The sequence below is a fragment of the Vibrio rotiferianus genome, assembly GCF_002214395.1.
GTDB lineage: Bacteria > Pseudomonadota > Gammaproteobacteria > Enterobacterales > Vibrionaceae > Vibrio > Vibrio rotiferianus.
Map to the genome: position 1 here is coordinate 437,978 of NZ_CP018311.1, position 18,601 is coordinate 456,578.

15 protein-coding genes are annotated in these 18,601 nt (G+C 45.2%); 6 read left to right on the forward strand and 9 right to left on the reverse strand.

Going from position 1 to position 18,601, the window contains the following annotated elements:
* Positions 1 to 399: 399 nt before the first annotated feature.
* Positions 400 to 2,148 carry an SgrR family transcriptional regulator gene (locus BSZ04_RS02175; protein ID WP_088879372.1) on the reverse strand — a complete coding sequence of 583 codons (1,749 nt, stop codon included), beginning with the start codon at positions 2,146 to 2,148 and terminating at the stop codon, positions 400 to 402.
* A gap of 227 nt (positions 2,149 to 2,375) precedes the next feature.
* Here BSZ04_RS02175 and BSZ04_RS25335 point away from each other — a divergent pair, with 227 nt between their 5' ends.
* Together BSZ04_RS25335 and BSZ04_RS02180 are read left to right on the forward strand one after the other, a co-directional pair.
* Positions 2,376 to 2,507, forward strand: a complete 132-nt coding sequence (locus BSZ04_RS25335) for a hypothetical protein (protein ID WP_009706196.1) — start codon at positions 2,376 to 2,378, stop codon at positions 2,505 to 2,507.
* A 235-nt stretch (positions 2,508 to 2,742) separates the two neighbouring features.
* Entirely contained in the window at positions 2,743 to 3,282 is a 540-nt protein-coding gene (locus tag BSZ04_RS02180) for a redoxin domain-containing protein (RefSeq protein WP_088879373.1), read from the forward strand.
* 114 nt (positions 3,283 to 3,396) lie between these two features.
* On the opposite strand, the gene BSZ04_RS02185 is transcribed toward BSZ04_RS02180, so the two are convergent.
* Positions 3,397 to 3,765 (reverse strand): winged helix-turn-helix transcriptional regulator, encoded by a 369-nt coding sequence (locus BSZ04_RS02185; protein ID WP_010451131.1) that lies wholly within the window; start codon positions 3,763 to 3,765, stop codon positions 3,397 to 3,399.
* 167 nt (positions 3,766 to 3,932) lie between these two features.
* Positions 3,933 to 4,517, reverse strand: a complete 585-nt coding sequence (locus tag BSZ04_RS02190) for an NAD(P)H-dependent oxidoreductase (RefSeq protein ID WP_010451130.1) — start codon at positions 4,515 to 4,517, stop codon at positions 3,933 to 3,935.
* 270 nt (positions 4,518 to 4,787) lie between these two features.
* Here BSZ04_RS02190 and BSZ04_RS02195 point away from each other — a divergent pair, with 270 nt between their 5' ends.
* Both BSZ04_RS02195 and arsB read left to right on the forward strand, forming a co-directional pair.
* Complete coding sequence (locus BSZ04_RS02195) at positions 4,788 to 5,129, forward strand: ArsR/SmtB family transcription factor (RefSeq protein WP_005425131.1); 342 nt, start codon at positions 4,788 to 4,790, stop codon at positions 5,127 to 5,129.
* An 85-nt stretch (positions 5,130 to 5,214) separates the two neighbouring features.
* Positions 5,215 to 6,270 (forward strand): ACR3 family arsenite efflux transporter, encoded by a 1,056-nt coding sequence (arsB, locus tag BSZ04_RS02200; protein ID WP_088879374.1) that lies wholly within the window; start codon positions 5,215 to 5,217, stop codon positions 6,268 to 6,270.
* 48 nt (positions 6,271 to 6,318) lie between these two features.
* Here the strand turns inward: arsB and BSZ04_RS02205 are convergent, their stop codons facing one another.
* Both BSZ04_RS02205 and BSZ04_RS02210 read right to left on the reverse strand, forming a co-directional pair.
* On the reverse strand, positions 6,319 to 7,101 hold the full coding sequence (locus BSZ04_RS02205) for a helix-turn-helix transcriptional regulator (protein ID WP_029561061.1): 783 nt from the start codon (positions 7,099 to 7,101) through the stop codon (positions 6,319 to 6,321).
* 27 nt (positions 7,102 to 7,128) lie between these two features.
* On the reverse strand, positions 7,129 to 7,662 hold the full coding sequence (locus tag BSZ04_RS02210; protein ID WP_088879375.1) for a YbhB/YbcL family Raf kinase inhibitor-like protein: 534 nt from the start codon (positions 7,660 to 7,662) through the stop codon (positions 7,129 to 7,131).
* A 189-nt stretch (positions 7,663 to 7,851) separates the two neighbouring features.
* On the opposite strand from BSZ04_RS02210, the gene BSZ04_RS02215 reads away from it, so the two are divergent.
* Positions 7,852 to 8,643 carry a PhzF family phenazine biosynthesis protein gene (locus tag BSZ04_RS02215; RefSeq protein ID WP_088879376.1) on the forward strand — a complete coding sequence of 264 codons (792 nt, stop codon included), beginning with the start codon at positions 7,852 to 7,854 and terminating at the stop codon, positions 8,641 to 8,643.
* A 92-nt stretch (positions 8,644 to 8,735) separates the two neighbouring features.
* Here the strand turns inward: BSZ04_RS02215 and BSZ04_RS02220 are convergent, their stop codons facing one another.
* The 3 genes from BSZ04_RS02220 to BSZ04_RS02230 form a co-directional block, all read right to left on the reverse strand.
* Positions 8,736 to 10,046: a dicarboxylate/amino acid:cation symporter gene (locus BSZ04_RS02220; RefSeq protein WP_088879377.1), complete on the reverse strand. Its 1,311-nt coding sequence runs from the start codon at positions 10,044 to 10,046 to the stop codon at positions 8,736 to 8,738.
* Positions 10,047 to 10,129: 83 nt separating this feature from the next.
* Complete coding sequence (locus BSZ04_RS02225) at positions 10,130 to 11,359, reverse strand: NAD(P)/FAD-dependent oxidoreductase (RefSeq protein WP_088879378.1); 1,230 nt, start codon at positions 11,357 to 11,359, stop codon at positions 10,130 to 10,132.
* 231 nt (positions 11,360 to 11,590) lie between these two features.
* Positions 11,591 to 15,214: an Ig-like domain-containing protein gene (locus tag BSZ04_RS02230; RefSeq protein WP_088879379.1), complete on the reverse strand. Its 3,624-nt coding sequence runs from the start codon at positions 15,212 to 15,214 to the stop codon at positions 11,591 to 11,593.
* Positions 15,215 to 15,825: 611 nt separating this feature from the next.
* On the opposite strand from BSZ04_RS02230, the gene azu reads away from it, so the two are divergent.
* The gene (gene azu / locus BSZ04_RS02235) at positions 15,826 to 16,278 is read left to right on the forward strand and encodes an azurin (protein WP_088879380.1); all 453 of its coding nucleotides are present in this window, start codon (positions 15,826 to 15,828) and stop codon (positions 16,276 to 16,278) included.
* A gap of 42 nt (positions 16,279 to 16,320) precedes the next feature.
* Here azu and BSZ04_RS02240 read toward each other — a convergent pair whose 3' ends face one another.
* Positions 16,321 to 18,327 carry an EAL domain-containing protein gene (locus BSZ04_RS02240; RefSeq protein ID WP_231896296.1) on the reverse strand — a complete coding sequence of 669 codons (2,007 nt, stop codon included), beginning with the start codon at positions 18,325 to 18,327 and terminating at the stop codon, positions 16,321 to 16,323.
* Between the last annotated feature and the right edge of the window lie 274 nt (positions 18,328 to 18,601).

Genomic DNA, 18,601 nt, shown 5'->3' on the forward strand with positions numbered 1-18,601 from the left:
TAGAACCGCGCAAGCACGCCTCTTTTGTGCAACAAATCACAATTAAATGGCTGTCAATTTGTTTTAATGAACGTAGCTCAAAAATAGACAAAGAAAGTTAGCAACAAATTTTCTTTCAGCAACATGTCAATAGGCATAATTTGAACCTCCGCACCTATCCAAACATTTCTAGAAATTCGCAATAATTTACCTCGATCACATTACGACTCTTGACTCGCTATTTATCGTGATTAAATTCAAACTTCATTTTTCACTAATTCGGCGCTAGTGAGTTTCAAACAGGGATAATCATCACACTTGTTTGCTAAAAGAAATCGAAACGTTGCTTAGTTTCAACATATAGCGAGCAGAAGGTCGGAAGAGAAAAGACACAAAAAACCCGCCGAGTGGCGGGTTTGATTAATCTGCTGACCACACTGATCGAATATCTGGCCAACCCCAGTTAGTGAGAGCGACGTCTTCTAAAACACCTTGGAAACGCAGTGTCTGCGTATGGTGGAACATAGGTGCAATCCAGTATTCGCTGACGAGTGTGGAAGCAATAGGCTCAAGCGCAACTAAGTAATCTTCAAGGGGAACCAACGACCTCACCTTTTCCAGCTGTTCATCAAGCCACTGCGCATTTTCTTCACCTAATGTATGGTACAAAACATCATTGCTAAAGAAGTTAGTAAAAGCGGAGACATGACGGCTGTCATCAGAAGTGGTGTTAGTCACCACCAGCGTCTCGTCTAGCGTTCCATTTTCCGCTTTTTCATTTAGCTCTCTGTAGGAATACATGATCGTCTCAACTTTACAGCCTTCCAATGCCAGCAGAGAAGAGATAGCACGAGCGCAGCGACGAAGCGCAGTGTAGTTGTAACCCGCGATAGTGATGGTCTTCGGTAACTTGGTTCTGTCCCCAAAAGGACGTAAAACAGGCTTCCAACTAGGTAGTAAGTTAGAAGCAGGAACGCTGCGAAACACTGTATTTTCTTTTCGCATCGCTTCTGCCAAACGCTCAGGTTGAATCAACTCTGCAATATAACGGCGCTGAGCACGAGACAAAGGCTGTTTAGCATGATGGTTGAACAGAGCAAACAAGCAACCATCTTCAGTTCGAGTGTGTTGACCATCATGAGGGGCTTTGTCATCTTGAGTCGAAACATAATGACCACATAAAGTCTCACTAACGTTGATAGGCACACTACCAGTGAGTGAAGGGTTCTCCATTCTCTCATCGTTGACGATCCAAATCGTCACTATGTCGGTAAGTACACGGCAGGCGTAATAAGCATCGAAAGCTTTCAGCTTTAGTCGATTCGCATTGTGCTCAATCACCGAAAACGGGCCACTACCAATCACCAAGTTGTTGTTGGCTACGTTTACTTGGCTAACGGGTTGAATGCCGTATTTCACCCCAGATATAAGCCCTGCAAAACCCAAATCTGGCTTGCTCAGGGTAAACACTACTTTGAGAGGGTTTGGTGCGGTGATGTCGGTAACGTGAGCCAGCTCTTTCTGGTAATACTCCAACGAACTCAGTTTGGCAAACAGGCTTACTACGGTATCAGCATCAATCGGCGCCCCATTATGAAACGTTAGACCGGGGCGAAGGTAAAATGTCCACTCAAAGCTCTTCTCATCGTAGCGCCAATGATGAGCTAGTTCTGGCTTTACCACACCGTTGTAGTCACTCGATACCAAGCAACAATAGATTTGACGCAGAAAGAAGCGCTCACTGCTGCGGTGAAGTTGGTGAGGGACGATACGTTCAAACATACGCTTATAAGTCAGCTGGATATTGAGTCGACCTTCTTGAACCGATGCACCTGAAGTGGTTTTGAGCAAACGTCCAAATGCAGTTTCGTCTTCATCGAGAATCGCCAGTGCTTTTTCGTACTTACCCAGCTTAATGCGCTCCAGAGCTAGGCTCTCTTTTAGCGCGCTTAACTCTATGTTTAGGAGCAATGTCGAACGCTGATTGCGGCCCGCTTTTGGCTGCCAACTTAACCACATGAGCGTCTGCATTTGTGACAACAAGCTGCGCGCATGACGAGGAGAAGTGAACAGCAAATCAGCAACTTCCTGCAACGTGGTTTTGACTTCACTACCAACACCTAATGGTGTCAGTCGTTGGTAGTAGCGGAACAAGTTGAGATCAGACACTGCGCATCCTCAAAAAGTGGAGATAGGTTTATTTTACTCAACTTATCCAAGAGAAAATAAGAAAACTTCCGTTCACTTTGTTCCCCTTTTTGCCTACGCAAAGCCAAAAATCGAAGATTTAGCTCCCCTTTCGAGCTTATTAGGAATAAACCACAGAAATCTACTCTCTTTTTCAGCTCCCCTTTTCTTCGCATACTGACCCTGTCAGCAACAAAGGAGGAAACACTATGCGATTCCAAATTCGATCAGCAAAAGACATGCCTACGATGGCAACCTATTTCCGAGAGCGCGTCGCGCATTCAGACAACAAGCTTGAAGTTATGGCTCTGGTAACAATGAACGATTTCTTCAACTGGTAAACGAACCTTAAGCAGAACTTAGCTCCTGATACTACACCCCCACCTCGTTGTATCTTTAAGTTCTGCTTTCCTCTTCTAACTGTTTCTTTTTCTTGCCATTCATTATCTAGGTTACCAAAAGTTAACTAGTTGAAATGCCGTAAAACTGGGTCTACATTGAAGTCTCACCCCCTACACAATCGCTTTTATTGAGAAGGGGCATCCATGGATATCTACCACCAATTCGGGAGTCATTATGGCAACTTCAGTGAAACTTAAAGCGGGCGACAGCTTCCCTTCTCTTCAAGCAACCTTGCTAGATGGTTCAAGCGTGACGTTAGGTCAGCCGCAAGGTGATGCGACTTGGCAAGCCGTATTCGTTTATCGTGGTAAACACTGTCCTCTTTGTACCAAATACCTCAATGAGTTAGAGGGCTACAAGCAAGCTTTCGCAGAAGCAGGCGTTGATATTCTTGCGGTTTCAGGCGATTCAAAAGAGCAGCTTGAGGGACATCTAGAGAAACTCGAAATCAGCTTCCCGATTGCTTACGGCCTAACCGAAGAACAAATGAAAACATTGGGTCTGTACATTTCACTGCCTCGTTCAGAGCAAGAGACTGACCATAACTTCTCAGAACCAGGTCTGTTTGTAGTAAATGAACACGGCAACTTGCACGTGGTGGATATTTCAAACAACCCGTTTGTTCGCCCTGAGCTTGGCGCGCTATCACGTGGTTTGGCTTGGATTCGTAATCCAGACAACAACTACCCTATCCGTGGTACGTTGGACTACTAAACGGATTACGCCTAATCAGTTCCAGACAACAATCAAACATAAAAAATGCCAGCGATATGCTGGCATTTTTATTGGCTTAAACCGTTAAGCGATGATGAGATACAACAGGCCACGTTATTTACGCAACTCAATCTGGTGAGTCTCAGACCAAATTCTCAAATCATCAAGAATTTTAAGTGCGGTACGGCCGAACTCTGTTAGCTCATAGCTTACTGCAATTGGACGGTCGCTAATCACTTTGCGCACTACCATGCCTTCCGCTTCAAGCTCTTTCAGACGCTGGTCGATCATCTTTTTGCTTGCGCCGCCTAGCATGCGTGCTAAATCGTTGAAGCGAACAGGGCCGTCTTTCAAGTGATAAATCAGCGAACCTTTCCATTTACCACCAATTAGACGCATCCCTTTCTCGATAGCACAGGGCTCAGCACATACGTTCGCCACTGACTTACGACCTTTGCTATCTACACTGATTCTGCTTTCCACAATACACCTCAAGATACGTACCTAATCTAGGTAACGAAAAGTAAGCTAGATACATTTAGTGTTTTAGAGTAATAAAAACGTCACCTCGCTGCAAACAAATAAAAATGGACCGCATACAGCAGTCCATCTCAATTCATCATTCAGTTCACACTATGTTTCTAAAAGGATTAGAAGTTTTCGTTAATGTGCGCTTCGAAACGTGCAAAATCATTTTCGATATCCGCATTCTTCATCACATCATAGCTAGCGAATGTCGGCAGTGCTGACATACCAAAGAAACGGAAGTTAGCGTGCATGTGGAACATCAAATCATCGACACCTTTACCTTGGAACAGGTATTCGTTCTCATCATCAAACGATTCTTCTGGTGCGTTGAATGTCAGTGAAAGCATGTACTTAGTGTTGGTTCGCGTACCACCTGTACCATAGTTTTTCTTTGGTTCTTCTGCGCTACGGCCGTCGAAAGCACACAGAGCGCCGCCCATACCCGCAGTGAAAACATCGTCCATGTATTTTTTGAATGACCAAGGCACAGACATCCAGTTGATTGGGCTTTGGATAATCACGCGATCAGCCCATTCAAAGTGTGCGAGTTGCTCATCTACGTTGATCTCATCTTGCATTGTCACAATGCGAACGTCATGGTCTTTTGCTTGTAGAAGCGTCTGTGCTTTATCAACAAGAGAAGCATTTAGACGACCTTCTGAATATGGTGATGGTTCGTGTGCATTGATGATCAGTACGTTGCTCATAGGATTACCCTTAAATAAGTTCACAAGATGACGCGATAACCGTTGTGCGTCGGATGTGGTTTATTATGGTAACCTAGAAATATAATGCAATTAGTTAACTTTTAGTAACCTACCAGACTTTTAATTATACCACTGTTTTTAAAAGAGATATTTTTTCAATTTTTTCTTCATCGTTATTTCCCGATTAGTTTTTTCATCGAATTGTTGCATCTTCCACAGAGCAGGCGTACACTTTATCGCAATTCGACGATTAACTATTAAGGCCAGCGAATGAGTGATAAATGCAACGACAAGTGCGAAGTTGCTTTTCAGACAACGCAACAACAGCTCGAGAAAGAACAAACTCTGGCGGCACAAGCGAAAGCTTTATCCCATCCAGCACGTTTGCGCATTCTGCATATCCTACACACTCTCGATACCATGGGCGGTTGTTTGAACAGTGATTTGGTTTCTGAATTGGGTCTTGCGCAATCTACTGTTTCTGAACACTTGCGTATTCTTAAGCAAGCAGGCTTTATCAGCGCCGAGCCAAACCCACCTAAGGTGTGTTACCGCATTCAACGCGACGCGTTTGATCAGTTCAATCTAGGATTTTCCAAGTTATTTGATTAATTCCCTTTGCACGCTGGTCAGGCGTGCAGAGATAAACTATATCTTTAACTATCGCCTTTCGACGATAAACGAATAAGAGAACACTATGACTACTCAAGTTTTAAATAGTGCCAGCGACAAAATGAGCTTTTTGGACCGTTACCTAACGGTGTGGATTTTTGTCGCAATGGCAATCGGTGTAGGTATTGGCGCAGCATTCCCTCAAGTTGCTGAGTGGAATGAGTCAATGTCAGTCGGCAGCACGAACGTACCGCTCGCGATTGGTTTGATTTTGATGATGTACCCGCCATTAGCTAAGGTGAACTACAACCTGCTAGGTACAGTGACGAAAGACAGAAAAGCGATCACACTGTCTTTGGTCATGAACTGGATTGTCGGCCCTATTTTGATGTTCATCCTTGCATTGACTTTCCTAGGTGATCATCCGGGGTACATGGTCGGTATCATTCTGATCGGTCTTGCTCGTTGTATTGCGATGGTGCTTGTATGGAACGATATCGGTGGCGGTAACAAAGAATATGGCGCTGCTCTAGTTGCACTAAACAGTGCTTTCCAAATCGTGACTTACAGTGTGATGGCATGGTTGTTCATCACTGTGTTGCCACCGGTCTTTGGTTACGAAGGTTTCGTGGTAGATATCTCGATGATGGACATCGCTGAGAGCGTTCTGATTTACCTTGGTATCCCATTCCTAGCGGGCTTCCTAAGTCGTAAATGGTTAGTGGCTGCGAAAGGTGAACAATGGTACAACGAAGTATTCATCCCTCGCATTTCACCAATTACGCTTATCGCCCTACTTGCGACCATAGTACTGATGTTCAGCTTGAAAGGTGAAATGATTCTTGAACTGCCAATGGATGTATTCCGTGTAGCAATTCCACTGGCTATCTACTTCGTATTGATGTTTTTTGTCAGCTTCTTCGTTGGTAAGAAAATGGGCATCGACTACGACAAAAATGCGTCGATTGCTTTCACGGCAACAGGCAACAACTTTGAACTGGCAATTGCGGTTTCCATCGCGGTGTTTGGCCTAAACTCAGACCAAGCTTTTGCTGGTGTCATTGGCCCACTGATCGAAGTACCTGTATTGATTGCTTTAGTGAACGTAGCACTCAAAATGAAGCAGAAATACTATAGATAACCAAAGGCTGTAATGATTTAGAAGCGCCCATCGGTAACGCGAAGGGCGCTAACTGACCACGACAGTTTTGATATAGTCACTCGGAGTTAGTCCAAATTTACCTTTGAACCGTTGACTAAAACGCCCCTCAGATTGATAACCACAAAGGTGAGCCAACATCGCAACGTTGTAGTGACCATTTTGCATTAAATACAATGCGTGATTTAAGCGCACTTCTGCCAACACCTCTCGATACTGAGTCCCCTCTTGCTTGAGCTTACGAATCATAGTTGCGCGACTCATAGCAAAGCGCTCTGCCACTCCTTCTAATGAGTGCTCTTCACCTGGAGAATGCGACAAATAGCGGCTTAGCTTCTGACTGAATGTTGTGTTCGCACTCGTAAATAAGTGATGCAACACACCACGCTCGGCGAGTTGCTGGTATAAGCCCATTACCCAGAAGGTTTGTGTCTCTTTGCTCATAGTTTGTTGATCAAACGAAAACAACGCATTGAGGGTTTCTTCCAATGCTTTATCTGCTTCTAATGTTGGCGCTTCTTGCTCTTCTCCAACGCTTACGCTCAATTCAAGCATCACCTCTGTCGGCAAACAATGAAAGCTGAACATTCTCGAGAGAAACTTCCCTTTCTGGGGCAAATTCTCAAAACTTAGCGATGCAGAAGCTTCACAAAGCAGCAGCTTAGAATGAGAAAGATCTAACGCCGACTCCTTCCAGAAAAGGCGCTTACTCCCGGTGATGATCTGAATAATACTTGGGGAGTGAATCCTCACATTGCGTAGTTTCTGCAACTGTTCAGCTCGAAATATCGTAATTTGATATTGGTGACTCATCGACTCCCTCTCTTCTCTAAATGACGTTTAACGTGTGTACGTCGCCGTCAGTTTTGCTTTGTCTAACGCCATGCTATTTAGTGTAAAACCGACCACTGCCGCTGGCGTATTTTCATCTAGGTTTAACTTATCGGTAGGCAACGCCCATACTGTGAACTGGTAACGGTGCATACCGTCCGCTTTTGGAGGACAAACACCACCAAAGCCTACAGTACCGTAATCAATACGAGACTCTTTACCACCCAATTTCTCAATGTTCACACCGCGTGGAAGTTCATTCACATTAGCAGGAATATTAAACGCAACCCAGTGCCAGAAACCACTGCCTGTTGGCGCATCCGGATCGTACGCGGTAATTGCAAAGCTCTTTGTGCCTGCAGGCACATCTTTCCACATCAGCTGTGGAGACTGGTTACCACCATCACAGCCCCAACTGTTGTACTCAAACGTTTTTGCCATTGGGTGGCCTTCTTGAATATCGTTACTGGTTAACTCGAATGCTTGAGCTGCCCCCACTGCCAATAAGCTTAATGCCAAAACCGATGTAGTGATTGCTTTCATGATGATGCTCCTATTTCTTAAGTTCGGGATAAGTGTATGCCCCAAAAGAAACCACAACCTTTCATTAAGTATCAATCAAAACTATTTTAAGCCAAATTGTGATACTTTACGTAACATTTTCAAATTTGTGCTTATCGACGACTTATTTGGTGTACGCTCATTAGCCAAAAAGCAAACAAGGAAGCGCAAATGGAACTGGATATCTACGTGGTGGACGCCTTCACCGATACGCAATTCAAAGGCAACTCCGCCGCTGTCGTACCGCTAGAGGAATGGCTAGCCCCAGAGTTGATGCAAAGTATCGCGACAGAAAACAACTTATCGGAAACGGCCTTTCTAAAACCTATTGGCACAAACCGATATGAGATTCGTTGGTTCTCTCCTATTACCGAAATCGATTTCTGTGGGCATGCAACGTTAGCCTCTTCGTTAGTTCTATTTGACGAATTGGGCATTGAAGGTGCGATTGAATTCCACACCCTTGAAGTAGGGACACTCACCGTAGAGAAGAATGTGCACGGAAAAATCGAGATGACCTTCCCTTCTCGCCCACCAAAAGCCGTTTCTGACATTCCTTTGGCTTTGGTTGAAGGCTTAAGCTGCAAAGTAGAACATGTTCTGCTAAGCCCTCAAGCATACTTTGTGATTGTGGACAGCCAACAAGAGGTACTTGATGTTCAATACCGTTCAGAACATCTCAAGACACTCGCACCTTACGATGTGGTCGTCACCGCGAAAGGCGAACAGCAGGACTTCGTATCACGTTACTTTTGGCCAGCGAATGGCGGCGATGAAGATCCGGTGACTGGCTCGATTCACGCTGGACTAGTGCCTTTCTGGGCTGAAAAGTTGGGCAAAACATCACTGGTTGCTTATCAGGCTTCTCAACGCGGAGGGATTTTGCACTGTGATATTCATGGCGAACAAGTGAAGGTATCAGGCGATGGCGTGCTTTATATGAAAGGGAGAATTTTCGTTTAGTGCACAAGAAATGATCTTATTTTCATCTTAGCTGATGCCGCACTTCTTTTCGTCCAATACGCACCCAGCAGGGTGCGTATTTACCTCGAAGTTTAGCTGACTAAAGGCTCTGGTTTTTGGTAATAAATACTGCTTTCACCCTCTTGCTTCTTCTGCCAACGGTCTATCACCAATGTCGCAACCAAATCCCCCTCAACGTTGACTGCGGTGCGGAACGTATCCAACGGTCTCTCTATCACTAATAAAATGGCTATCGCTTCCAATGGAATGCCCGCAGCTAGTAGTACTAACTGCATACCCGACATGGAGCCCGAAGGCATGCCTGGCGCACCAACGGAAGAAACCATTGCCATAATGAAGATCATCACCAACCCTGTAGTGCTCAAATCCACCCCAAACAACTGTGCTAGGAAAATCGCAGCGACACCTTCAAATAGCGCGGTGCCATCCATATTCATTACAGAGCCGAGTGGCAATACCATGCTGCTGACTTCTGGCGAGACATCCAAATTGTCTTCCGCACTTTGCTTTGCAAGAGGTAGAGCTGCCGCACTTGAAGACGTTGCGAACGCCATGGCTAATGGTGCCGAAATCGCTTTGAACAGCGCAACTGGAGAGATCCCCGTCATTACCTTGGCAATCGTCGGTAGCACCACTAGCCCGTGCACCATAGTAAGCACAAACACCAGCAACGCAAACAACGCGAGTTGCTGAATCAGATTCCCACTTGAGGTCAGCGTGATATCAAACACGATCGCGAAAATGGCAATCGGAGACAGTTTAACGATGCCTCGAATCATGGTGTTGACGCTTTTGTTCAGCCCCGAAATCACCGCTAGCAACGGATGACCTGACGGAACAGAAAGCAAAATCGCAACGCCTGCCATAAAGGAGAAAACCACGATCGCCAGTAAGTTGCCATTCGCCAGTGCAGCAAACGGGTTCACCATCGCCATCTTAACGAGATTAGTGAGTATCGCGGCACCACCAGCGCCTTGCTCGTCAATTAAATGGACATCACTACCCACAGAAACGCTTTGGCTAAGTGGCTCCCATGCAGGCAATGCTAACGACGCACCAAGCCCTAAACTGATGGCAATTAAGGTGGTGAAACTGTAGAAGAGCAGTGTGCGCCCACCCAGAGCTTTAAGACGAACGGTTGAGCCAATATTGGTGATGCCTTCGACAAGAGAAAACAGCACCATCAAGCCCACCACCATTTTCAGTAAGCCGAGATAGACCGTTTTGCCCAACATTAAAATTTGGTAGTAATCACTCGACAGTAAAAGCGATTTGTCTGCCAACCCATGGTCGATTAAAAGAAGGATGGCTTGAGCCCCACCCCACGCAAGTAGGGCAGAAATAAGAAGTTGAACGGGCAAAGAGAGTTGCAAATGACGCATAAAAAACACCTAGCGCCACAAATCCTGATGATTTGGGCGCTCGATAAAAATGAAAAAATGGAAGTAAAGAGTCACGGCTTGGATTAAGACCAAGAGCCTTTGTAATATGGGTTCAATAAACCTTTTACGCGTTTAAGCACTACCAAAGCCGACACGCGGAACCAACCGAAAATAACGCGCTGATGCAGCCTAAAGATCGAGTCGTACAAGCGGCGAACGTAGCGTCCACGCAATACGAGTTTGTCATTCATCAATGCGCCAACCGCGTAGTCATGCCCGAGTGCAACGACCATCCCACCGTCTTTGAATACAAACGGTTTTAGCTCTTTGCCTTTCATCAAGCGTTTAAATTGCTTCGCCAAATGTGAAGCGGCTTGGTTGGCGGCTTGCGCTCGTGGTGGCACGATGCTTCCATCTTCTTGTGGGCATTCAGCACTATCACCAATAACAAACACGTTTTCATCAAGAGTGGTTTGCAGTGTTGGCAGCACTTTAAGTTGGTTAATGCGGTTGCTTTCTAGACCATCGAGATTCGCTAACCAATCCGGGCATCGAATCCCTGCTGCCCAAATTTGTAGATCGGCAGGAATGACTTCATTTTCCGTCACGATACGGTCTGCTTCTGCACGCTGAACTTTAGTGTTTAAGCGAACATTAACACCCTGCTTTTGTAGTTTCTTCAGTACCTTGGCAGACATACACTCAGCACTTGCAGGTAAAACACGATCCGCCGCTTCGATAAGTGTAATCGAAAGCTGAGTATCATCTTGATAGCGGTTTAATTGCTTGCTGACTTTCGCCCATTCGGCCGCCAGCTCAACACCAGTCGCGCCTGCACCCACAATAGAAACACGATGTGAACCGCCGTTCGCCAGCATTTGCTTCATCTGTTCCCATGCTTTTTCTGCTTGAGAGGCCGAATCTAAGAACAAGCAATGATCGCTTACGCCCGGAATTTTGAAATCGTTACTGATCGCGCCAACGGCAATCACGAGGTAATCGTATTTCAATGTTTGCTCGGGAGATAACTCTGCGCTCACCGTAATCGTTTTATTTGCTCGGTCTAAGCCTGACATGCGCGCTTGAACATATTGGTAGCCGTGACAAGCAGCATGAAGACGAAACGCAACCGAATCGAGCTCATTATCAAACGTGCCCGCCGCAATTTCATGCAGTCTTGGTTTCCATAAGTGATGAGAAGATGGCTCAACCAAAGTAACGGTATGGTCAGATTTGCCTGCAAAACTGCTCGCTAAACGCGTGACCATTTCTAGACCCGCAGCACCACCACCGACAACAACAAAATTCGACATACTCCCCTCCCGGAAACCATCCATCGAAAGATAAAAATCAAAAACGCAGCAAATACGTTTGGAATGGCGGGCATTATATTGAGTTGCAAATAAATGATAATAAGCTGAAAAAGAAAATAACTATTACGGATTTGTAATAATGAAAACTAAGCATCTGAGCCAAATGCTAAAAACAAAAAAGCCACCACTTTTCAGTGATGGCTTTGCTTCATCGATTTTTCTTTGTCTTGATTAGCGAGGATCAAGACCTAGCTTTTGTAGTACCAGTTTGAAGTTCTCGCGGCGCTCTTTTACGTTGTGAACATCACCTGTCGAACACGTCAGATCCGGACAGCCACGGTTAACGATGCCTGAAACGTCATCGATAAATTGAGAACCTTGCAGACCACTATCTACATACTTCTTCAGCTCGTTGTGGTAGTTCCAATCCGCGTACTGGCCGCCTTCATCATTGTATGCCTGAACTGAGGTTACCCAGTAGAACAGACCTGCGATCCACTTGATCTCTTTGTTCTCTTCCGAGCTACAAATCAGACCTGGGTTAGAGCAGAAGTCTAGCTCAGCATAAAGTGGGTTCGCCGGTGGCGCTTCTACCGTTACGCCATCAATTGTCTTACCAATGGTTGATGGATCAACGTGCGAGCGACCTAGGTAGTGGTTAAGCGTACCGAAGTTCTGACGACCTGTGGTTTGGATAACACCACGACCCCACCAGCCACAGCCTTCAACGCTTTCTTGGCTGCTGCCGTCCCATATGAACTTACCTGCTTTCTGACCCACATAAGTCTTACATTCGTCGCGTTCCCATACTTGCTTAGATGTATCTACGCTTTCTGGAACATCGTTACAGTGACCGTTGTTTGTCCAACGACCTGCCGCACCATTCACCAGTAGACCACGCTCTTCAAGCACTGCATCTGGTGCTGCAAAGACTGGAGCTGGAGCGCCATACCATTTCGCATGAGTCAGAGCACTAACTTCCATTTTGTCATCACGAGGACAAGAGTACGCATGGTCCAAACCTGAAACTGGGTTTACGCCGTAATCTGCGTATTTCTGACCCAGTTGACCACAACTTGCTGTCATTGGGTAATCCGCAGGCGCGCCGTATTTCACTTCAGACCAGTTGTTTTCATCACACGCGTTGTAGCGGATGGTCTCTTGCATACTTTGCGCAAGGAACGCAGCAATCGCGACCTTCGCGTATTTGATGTTGGTTGCGTCATCAACTTCATCGTTCATCAACCAGAACTTGTTGCCCGCTACACCAATGTTGTGCATTGCGTTCAAGCCATCTAGGAAGTCGTTCCACTTGTAAACCGTTGACGGAACCCACTGAGATTGTGGTGTTTCGTATAGGAAGGCTTCGTTATCCATCACGCTTTCAGCATTTGCTAACTCTTGGTTTAGCGCTTCAATGCGAGTCAATGAACCTTTCTCTAACTCTTCACCTACGTAGTACAGTGGCACTTTCGCCGTTTGGTAAAGCTCAATTTTGCTGGTTAGGGCTTGAGAGTCTTGATCAAACATCAATGCAAATACGTTGCTGTACGCCGCTTTACGGATTTGCTGATCAGTTTGCGTGTTGCCCATGAAGTAGTTTGCAGTTTGCTCTGTCGGCATGTTCGCTAGCATCGCAGGCGCATCAACGTAATCTGTTACCTGTTTTACGTACTCAAGTGCGTGGTGCCACTGCTCGCTGGTTAGTGCAGTTGTTGCATTCGATTTAGTAAACGCCACAAAGTCAGCTTTGTTCGAAGCATCTGCTTTGTAAAGCTGGAAGCTATCAAGTAGATCGGCCGTGAAAACGGACGCTTCATCCCATACAGACTGACGACCAGAGTGGGTATCGTAAGCAAACTCGCCAATGCTTAATGACCAACCAAATGTCGCTTGTGGCGCAAGGGTTGTGAAGATCAAGTTGTAAGCATGTGCCCAGCCTTTCACGTCATCGCTCAGTGCGTTGATCGTATCAATATCAATACGGCTACCCGTGATATCAATAGCATTCGTCAGTGCTTGTTTAACCGCAACGGTACCAAACGATGCACCTTTGTCTTGCGTAGCCAGATCCAGAACATCCGATTGAATCACGATTGATGCTGTACCCGCGTTCTCTGCTTGTTCGATAGCCGACACAAACGAACGTGTCAGTTGCTCTAGGTCTGTTAGCGCATCACTGCTGCTTGCTGCAATAGTTAGCGTGCTTGGTGCTTGAGTGGATGGGCTAGCGACTACGAATGTATTTGGCCAACCTGCCACTTCTAGACGCACAGGGTCCATTGGGTTGCGCAATGATAGCGCTGGCGCTGTACCCGGCTCAGTACCATCACAGTTTAGATGTAATGACCATGAGCTATCGCTGCCAGGAACAGATTGAGTCCAGTACACCGCTGAGTAAGCAATGTTCTTGTGAACCATAATGTCACCGCCTGTCGCGTGATCACCACGAGTCCAATCTGGGTACACATTAAAGTCAGCGCACAGTCCACCTGTTGGCGGAGGTGTCGGTGTTTCTACTTTTTCAACTGTGATGCTCACACGTGCTGTCGCCGTTAGGTTCTCAGCATCTGTCGCAACCGCTTCTAGTTCAACTGCACCTACTTCTGACGCCGTCCAGTTACAAGAGAACTGGTTGGTTGCTGATGCGTTGAAATCACAGATTTGCTTGTTGTTTGCTTTCACGATAATGCGAGACAAATCGTCATCAGCATCCGTTGCACGAACAGAAATCGACACCGCCTCGCCTTTTTCAAACTTAGAACCGTTTGCAGGTGAAGAGAAGCTCACTTCTGGCTCAACAAAGCTTGGGGCTGATTCAACTGCAACTGCGATGCTGCGTTGTTCAACCATTTGGTTGTTCTGATCGAGAACCACCACTTTAAGTGTCGCATTGCCCACTTCATTTGGCGTCCAAGATTGAGAATACGTCGTTTGACCTGCAGCGATGTTACGTTGACCTAACTTGCGGTCATTCGCCCAAAACTCCAGTTTAGAGATCAATTCACCATCAACACGGGCTTTGATCGTCGTTGCCTGACCCACCATCAATGCTTGACCCTGTGTAGGCGCGACGAATGTCAGCTCATGCACTTCAGGTACCACTGGTGGCTCAACTGGCTTCTCTTTTACCGAAATGCTGACCGCTTGTTGCTGGGTTAAACCAGAGGTGTCTTCTACTACAGCTTTGATCGTGTGAGTGCCTGCGCCAACAGAAGTCCAAGTTGCTTGGAATGGGGCTTGCGTTACACGAGCCACTTGTTTGTTGTCGACAAAGAAAGTCACAGCTTTAACGCTGGTGTTGGTTGCCGTAACGTTCGCTAGCATGGCAACCGCTTGACCTTCTTCAAACTCAGCACCGTTCACTGGCGAAGCTAATTGAAGAGAAATTTCTGGTTCACCTACTTCACCTTCGTCATCAGCGATCAGACGAATGGTATTTTGAAGAAGAGTCAGATCCAATACACCACTCACACCCAGAGTTAGCTCAATACGCTCACCTGCCGGAAGTTGTGATTTCACCCAGCTACCGCTATCAAAAGCCAACGCGAGCGTGTTCTTGAAGACGTTGCCTTGTGCGTCGCTGGTGAACTTCATGCCCGGGTAGCTGATGCCAGTCGCAGACCAAGAGGGTGTCGACATTGATAGGTTTGAATCAAACGTCACTTTCGCATCACGAAGTTCAACTGGCTTTGAACCGTCGTTCGTTAGGATCACTTTGTAAGTGTTCCACCACTGGCTTTCTGAGCCGACGATAGTTGCGTCTGTGATCACTCCTGCGTGTGCAGCAGGCAACCCCATACCGATCGCCAGTGCTAAAACACTTGGCATGATCGCTAGCGTATTCTTTTTCATAATTAAGGACTTATACAAACAACAATAAAAAGGAAAGGCATTATAGAGGGGGACTTTTTTCGCGTCGCAGCGGACAGATGTAACTAAATGTAACCCAACTTACAGATGTAAAAGTGCCAAAAATAAAGCGTCTTTTCGCGTCAATTTGACGACATTTCGTACGCAATCGGTAAGCAAACAAAAAACTGGGACTCTAGTTCAAAATTCAGAAAGTGTGCACAGGATAAAACAAATCTATTTTCTGGTGACAATCGAGATAAGAATTTGTCTTTACTTTGCTTTTATGCATCTGAAAATCAATAAGTTACAGAATAAAAACACTTGAAACACTTAGTTACATGTTAGCGAAAAAAGCGCCAATAAAAGCTGACCTCATACCCGAAAAGATTGGTAGTTCTTGGCCCAAAAGATCCCCTTCACATTTATGAAATCGAGAGAGGAAAATACGGCACATGAATGATCACACCATAAAAACGATAAGTATAACTTTGCAACAAAACGTCAATATCCGGATTGAAGCACGGTTTCAATTGGAATATTCGATGATAATGAGATGCATTGGATCGGTTTGAATCCAAGTCAGCCCAAAAATAAAATATGGAGAGTGTTATATGTCTTTACGTTTAGTAGCAGCAACCTTTGCACTAGTTGGATTAAGCTTTGGCGCGCAAGCAAGCGCAGAGTGTGAAGTGTCCATCGATGCTAACGATATGATGCAGTTTTCAACCAAAACACTGAGCGTGCCAGCGACGTGTAAAGAAGTGAAACTGACGCTGAACCACACTGGTAAAATGCCAGCACAATCAATGGGTCATAACGTGGTGATAGCTGATACAGCAAACCTTCAGGCAATAGGTACGGAAGGTATGTCTGCAGGTCTTGAGAACAGCTACGTAAAACCTAACGATGACCGTGTTTACGCGTTTACCAAGGTGATTGGTGGTGGCGAAAGCACTTCTATCACATTCAGCACAGAGAAGATGACTCCGGGAGGTGATTACTCATTCTTCTGTTCTTTCCCTGGTCACTGGGCAATCATGCAGGGTAAGTTTGAGTTCAAATAACAGTACAAAATGCAAAAAGGAAGCAATACGCTTCCTTTTATTTTAAATAGATTGTTCAGCAATAATATCTTTCAACGGCGCAGGGCGAGCAAAAAAATAACCTTGGACCTTGTCCACTCCACATCCCTTGACAAAATCGTACTCTTGCTGGGTTTCTACCCCCTCAGCGACCACCTCACAATGAGTAATGCGTCCAAGCTTGGCAACTAACTCATAAAGATCTCGACCTTTTTGGTCAGTTGCATCTAACAATAATGAGCGATCAAGTTTAATCTTGTCGAAAGGATACTTCAGCAAATGAGGAAACGATGCGTAACCAGTGCCAAAGTCATCCATAGCAATCCTAATACCTTTTGCCTGCAGCGCTTCCATCGTTCTAATTAGGAATACTTTATTACTCAAAATCGCTTCTTCAGTAATCTCAATTTCTAGCCATTCTGGTTCGATTTCATAGTGAGTTAAGCGAGAGAGTAGATGTGGTACAAACTCTTCTTGTTCAATAGTCGCCACTGCGATATTTATCGCGATGCGACGTTCTTTTGATAATGACATTTTCTGCATGTCAGCCAGTACTCTCTCTATCACTAACTTGTCGAGCAATGGCATAGAATTAAGCATTTGAAAATCACTAACAAACGTTGGTGGGCACAACTTCCCATCTTTATCGATATAACGTAGTAGCGCTTCATAAGAGAATACGTTCACATCTTTTGTAGACTGCAGTTTCTGGTAAAACATGACCAGTTCGCCTTCACGTAAAATGGTTGTTAAACGCTTCTGAGCGGTAGATTTACTGATACTTGTCTTATTGGAATCCTTGACATTGTTTAGCAGCGTTTTAAAAATCGAGCGTTCAATACCAGTATACGTCGCATTTGCGCGAAACTGAGCTGAATACTTTCCTGCATACGCCAAGTAAAATGGCCGATAAATGAAGACGCCAACAAGAATGACAACCGCCTGCAGAATCGACCCTTCAAGTTGATTTCCCATCGCCATATAACCGCTGAACAGAGGAGGCGTCATCCAGTTTACGATGTTCTCAACTGGAGGCACAATGCCAGAGGCTATACATGAATATGTGATGACAAAGCTCACCAATGGAACCGTTACAAAAGGGATGATCAGCAGCGGGTTAAAAATAATAGGTAACCCAAATAGCAACACTTCGTTGATATTAAATATAACCAAAGGCGTTGCAGCTAGTGCGAGCATCAGATGATTGCGCTCTCTGGCAAACATCAATACACATATAAGTAGGCTAATGCTGTTACCCGAACCACCCATAGACATAAACGCGTCGTAGAAACCTTGGCTAATCACATTTAGTGACGCCTCTCCACCTTTCCAAGCAATCATATTCGCTTCAGTCGCTGCAAATATCTGCTGCTTAATGGCGAACAATAGATTGTGCCCATTAATGCCAATGGAACCCAGTAACCCCAAAACAGTTTGATAAATCAGGCCGCCTTGTAACGTCAGCGGATCGACTCCAATCTCACGAATAGCACTACCAAACATTGACATAACGATTGCCGTCAAGTTGGACACAACTAACGCAATCAATACAAATAGGAAGAAATGTACTACGTGCTTGAGCAAACGAGACGAAAAATCTAGCGCTTGCGGCTCCAGCAAACGTATCTTAAAAGCAATGCAGTATAGATAAGTAATCGTTGCACTCAGCAGAGCGAGTAATGGGTTGTTAGGCAACATATATGTTGCTGATAAGCTCCCGTTTTCTAGCGAAATCAAGTAAAACATGATCAGCGAATAGATGATGAATACCGCACTAGAGACATTGGTTTTATGCGAAAGGTAGTAGCCGGCAACAACACAAAAAGCACTGGGATATAGATTTATCAGAATATCGGAGACATGGAAAAGTAGTTGAGACAGTTCTCCCCATCCGCTAAGACGGAAAGCGTGTCCTAGAAATATCGCCAATGCATTAGACAAAATCAAAGGGAGAAGCAGTAGCGCAATCGAAGCTAAGTCCGTTAAGTAGGACTTAAATTCGGAACTCCAAGAGGTAGAGATAACCGACATACGTTGAATTAATCGCGTACACGTCTTTGTACTTTTTAGCATTAACGAGTTCTTTTACTGATAGGACCAAATGACAAGTCAAAATAAGATTCGACCAATTGAAGCGCATTTACTTAAGCTGATAAGCATCGCTCCCACCTAAAGCCAAAGTGAGATTAAGATCAAAATATCAATTAGTAATTATTGACTTAATAAGTAAAGCGAATCTCGTGCGTAATTTAGCGATAATATGCGCCTTGATCCATTAAGATTATTTGTCGTAACGACAAATAAA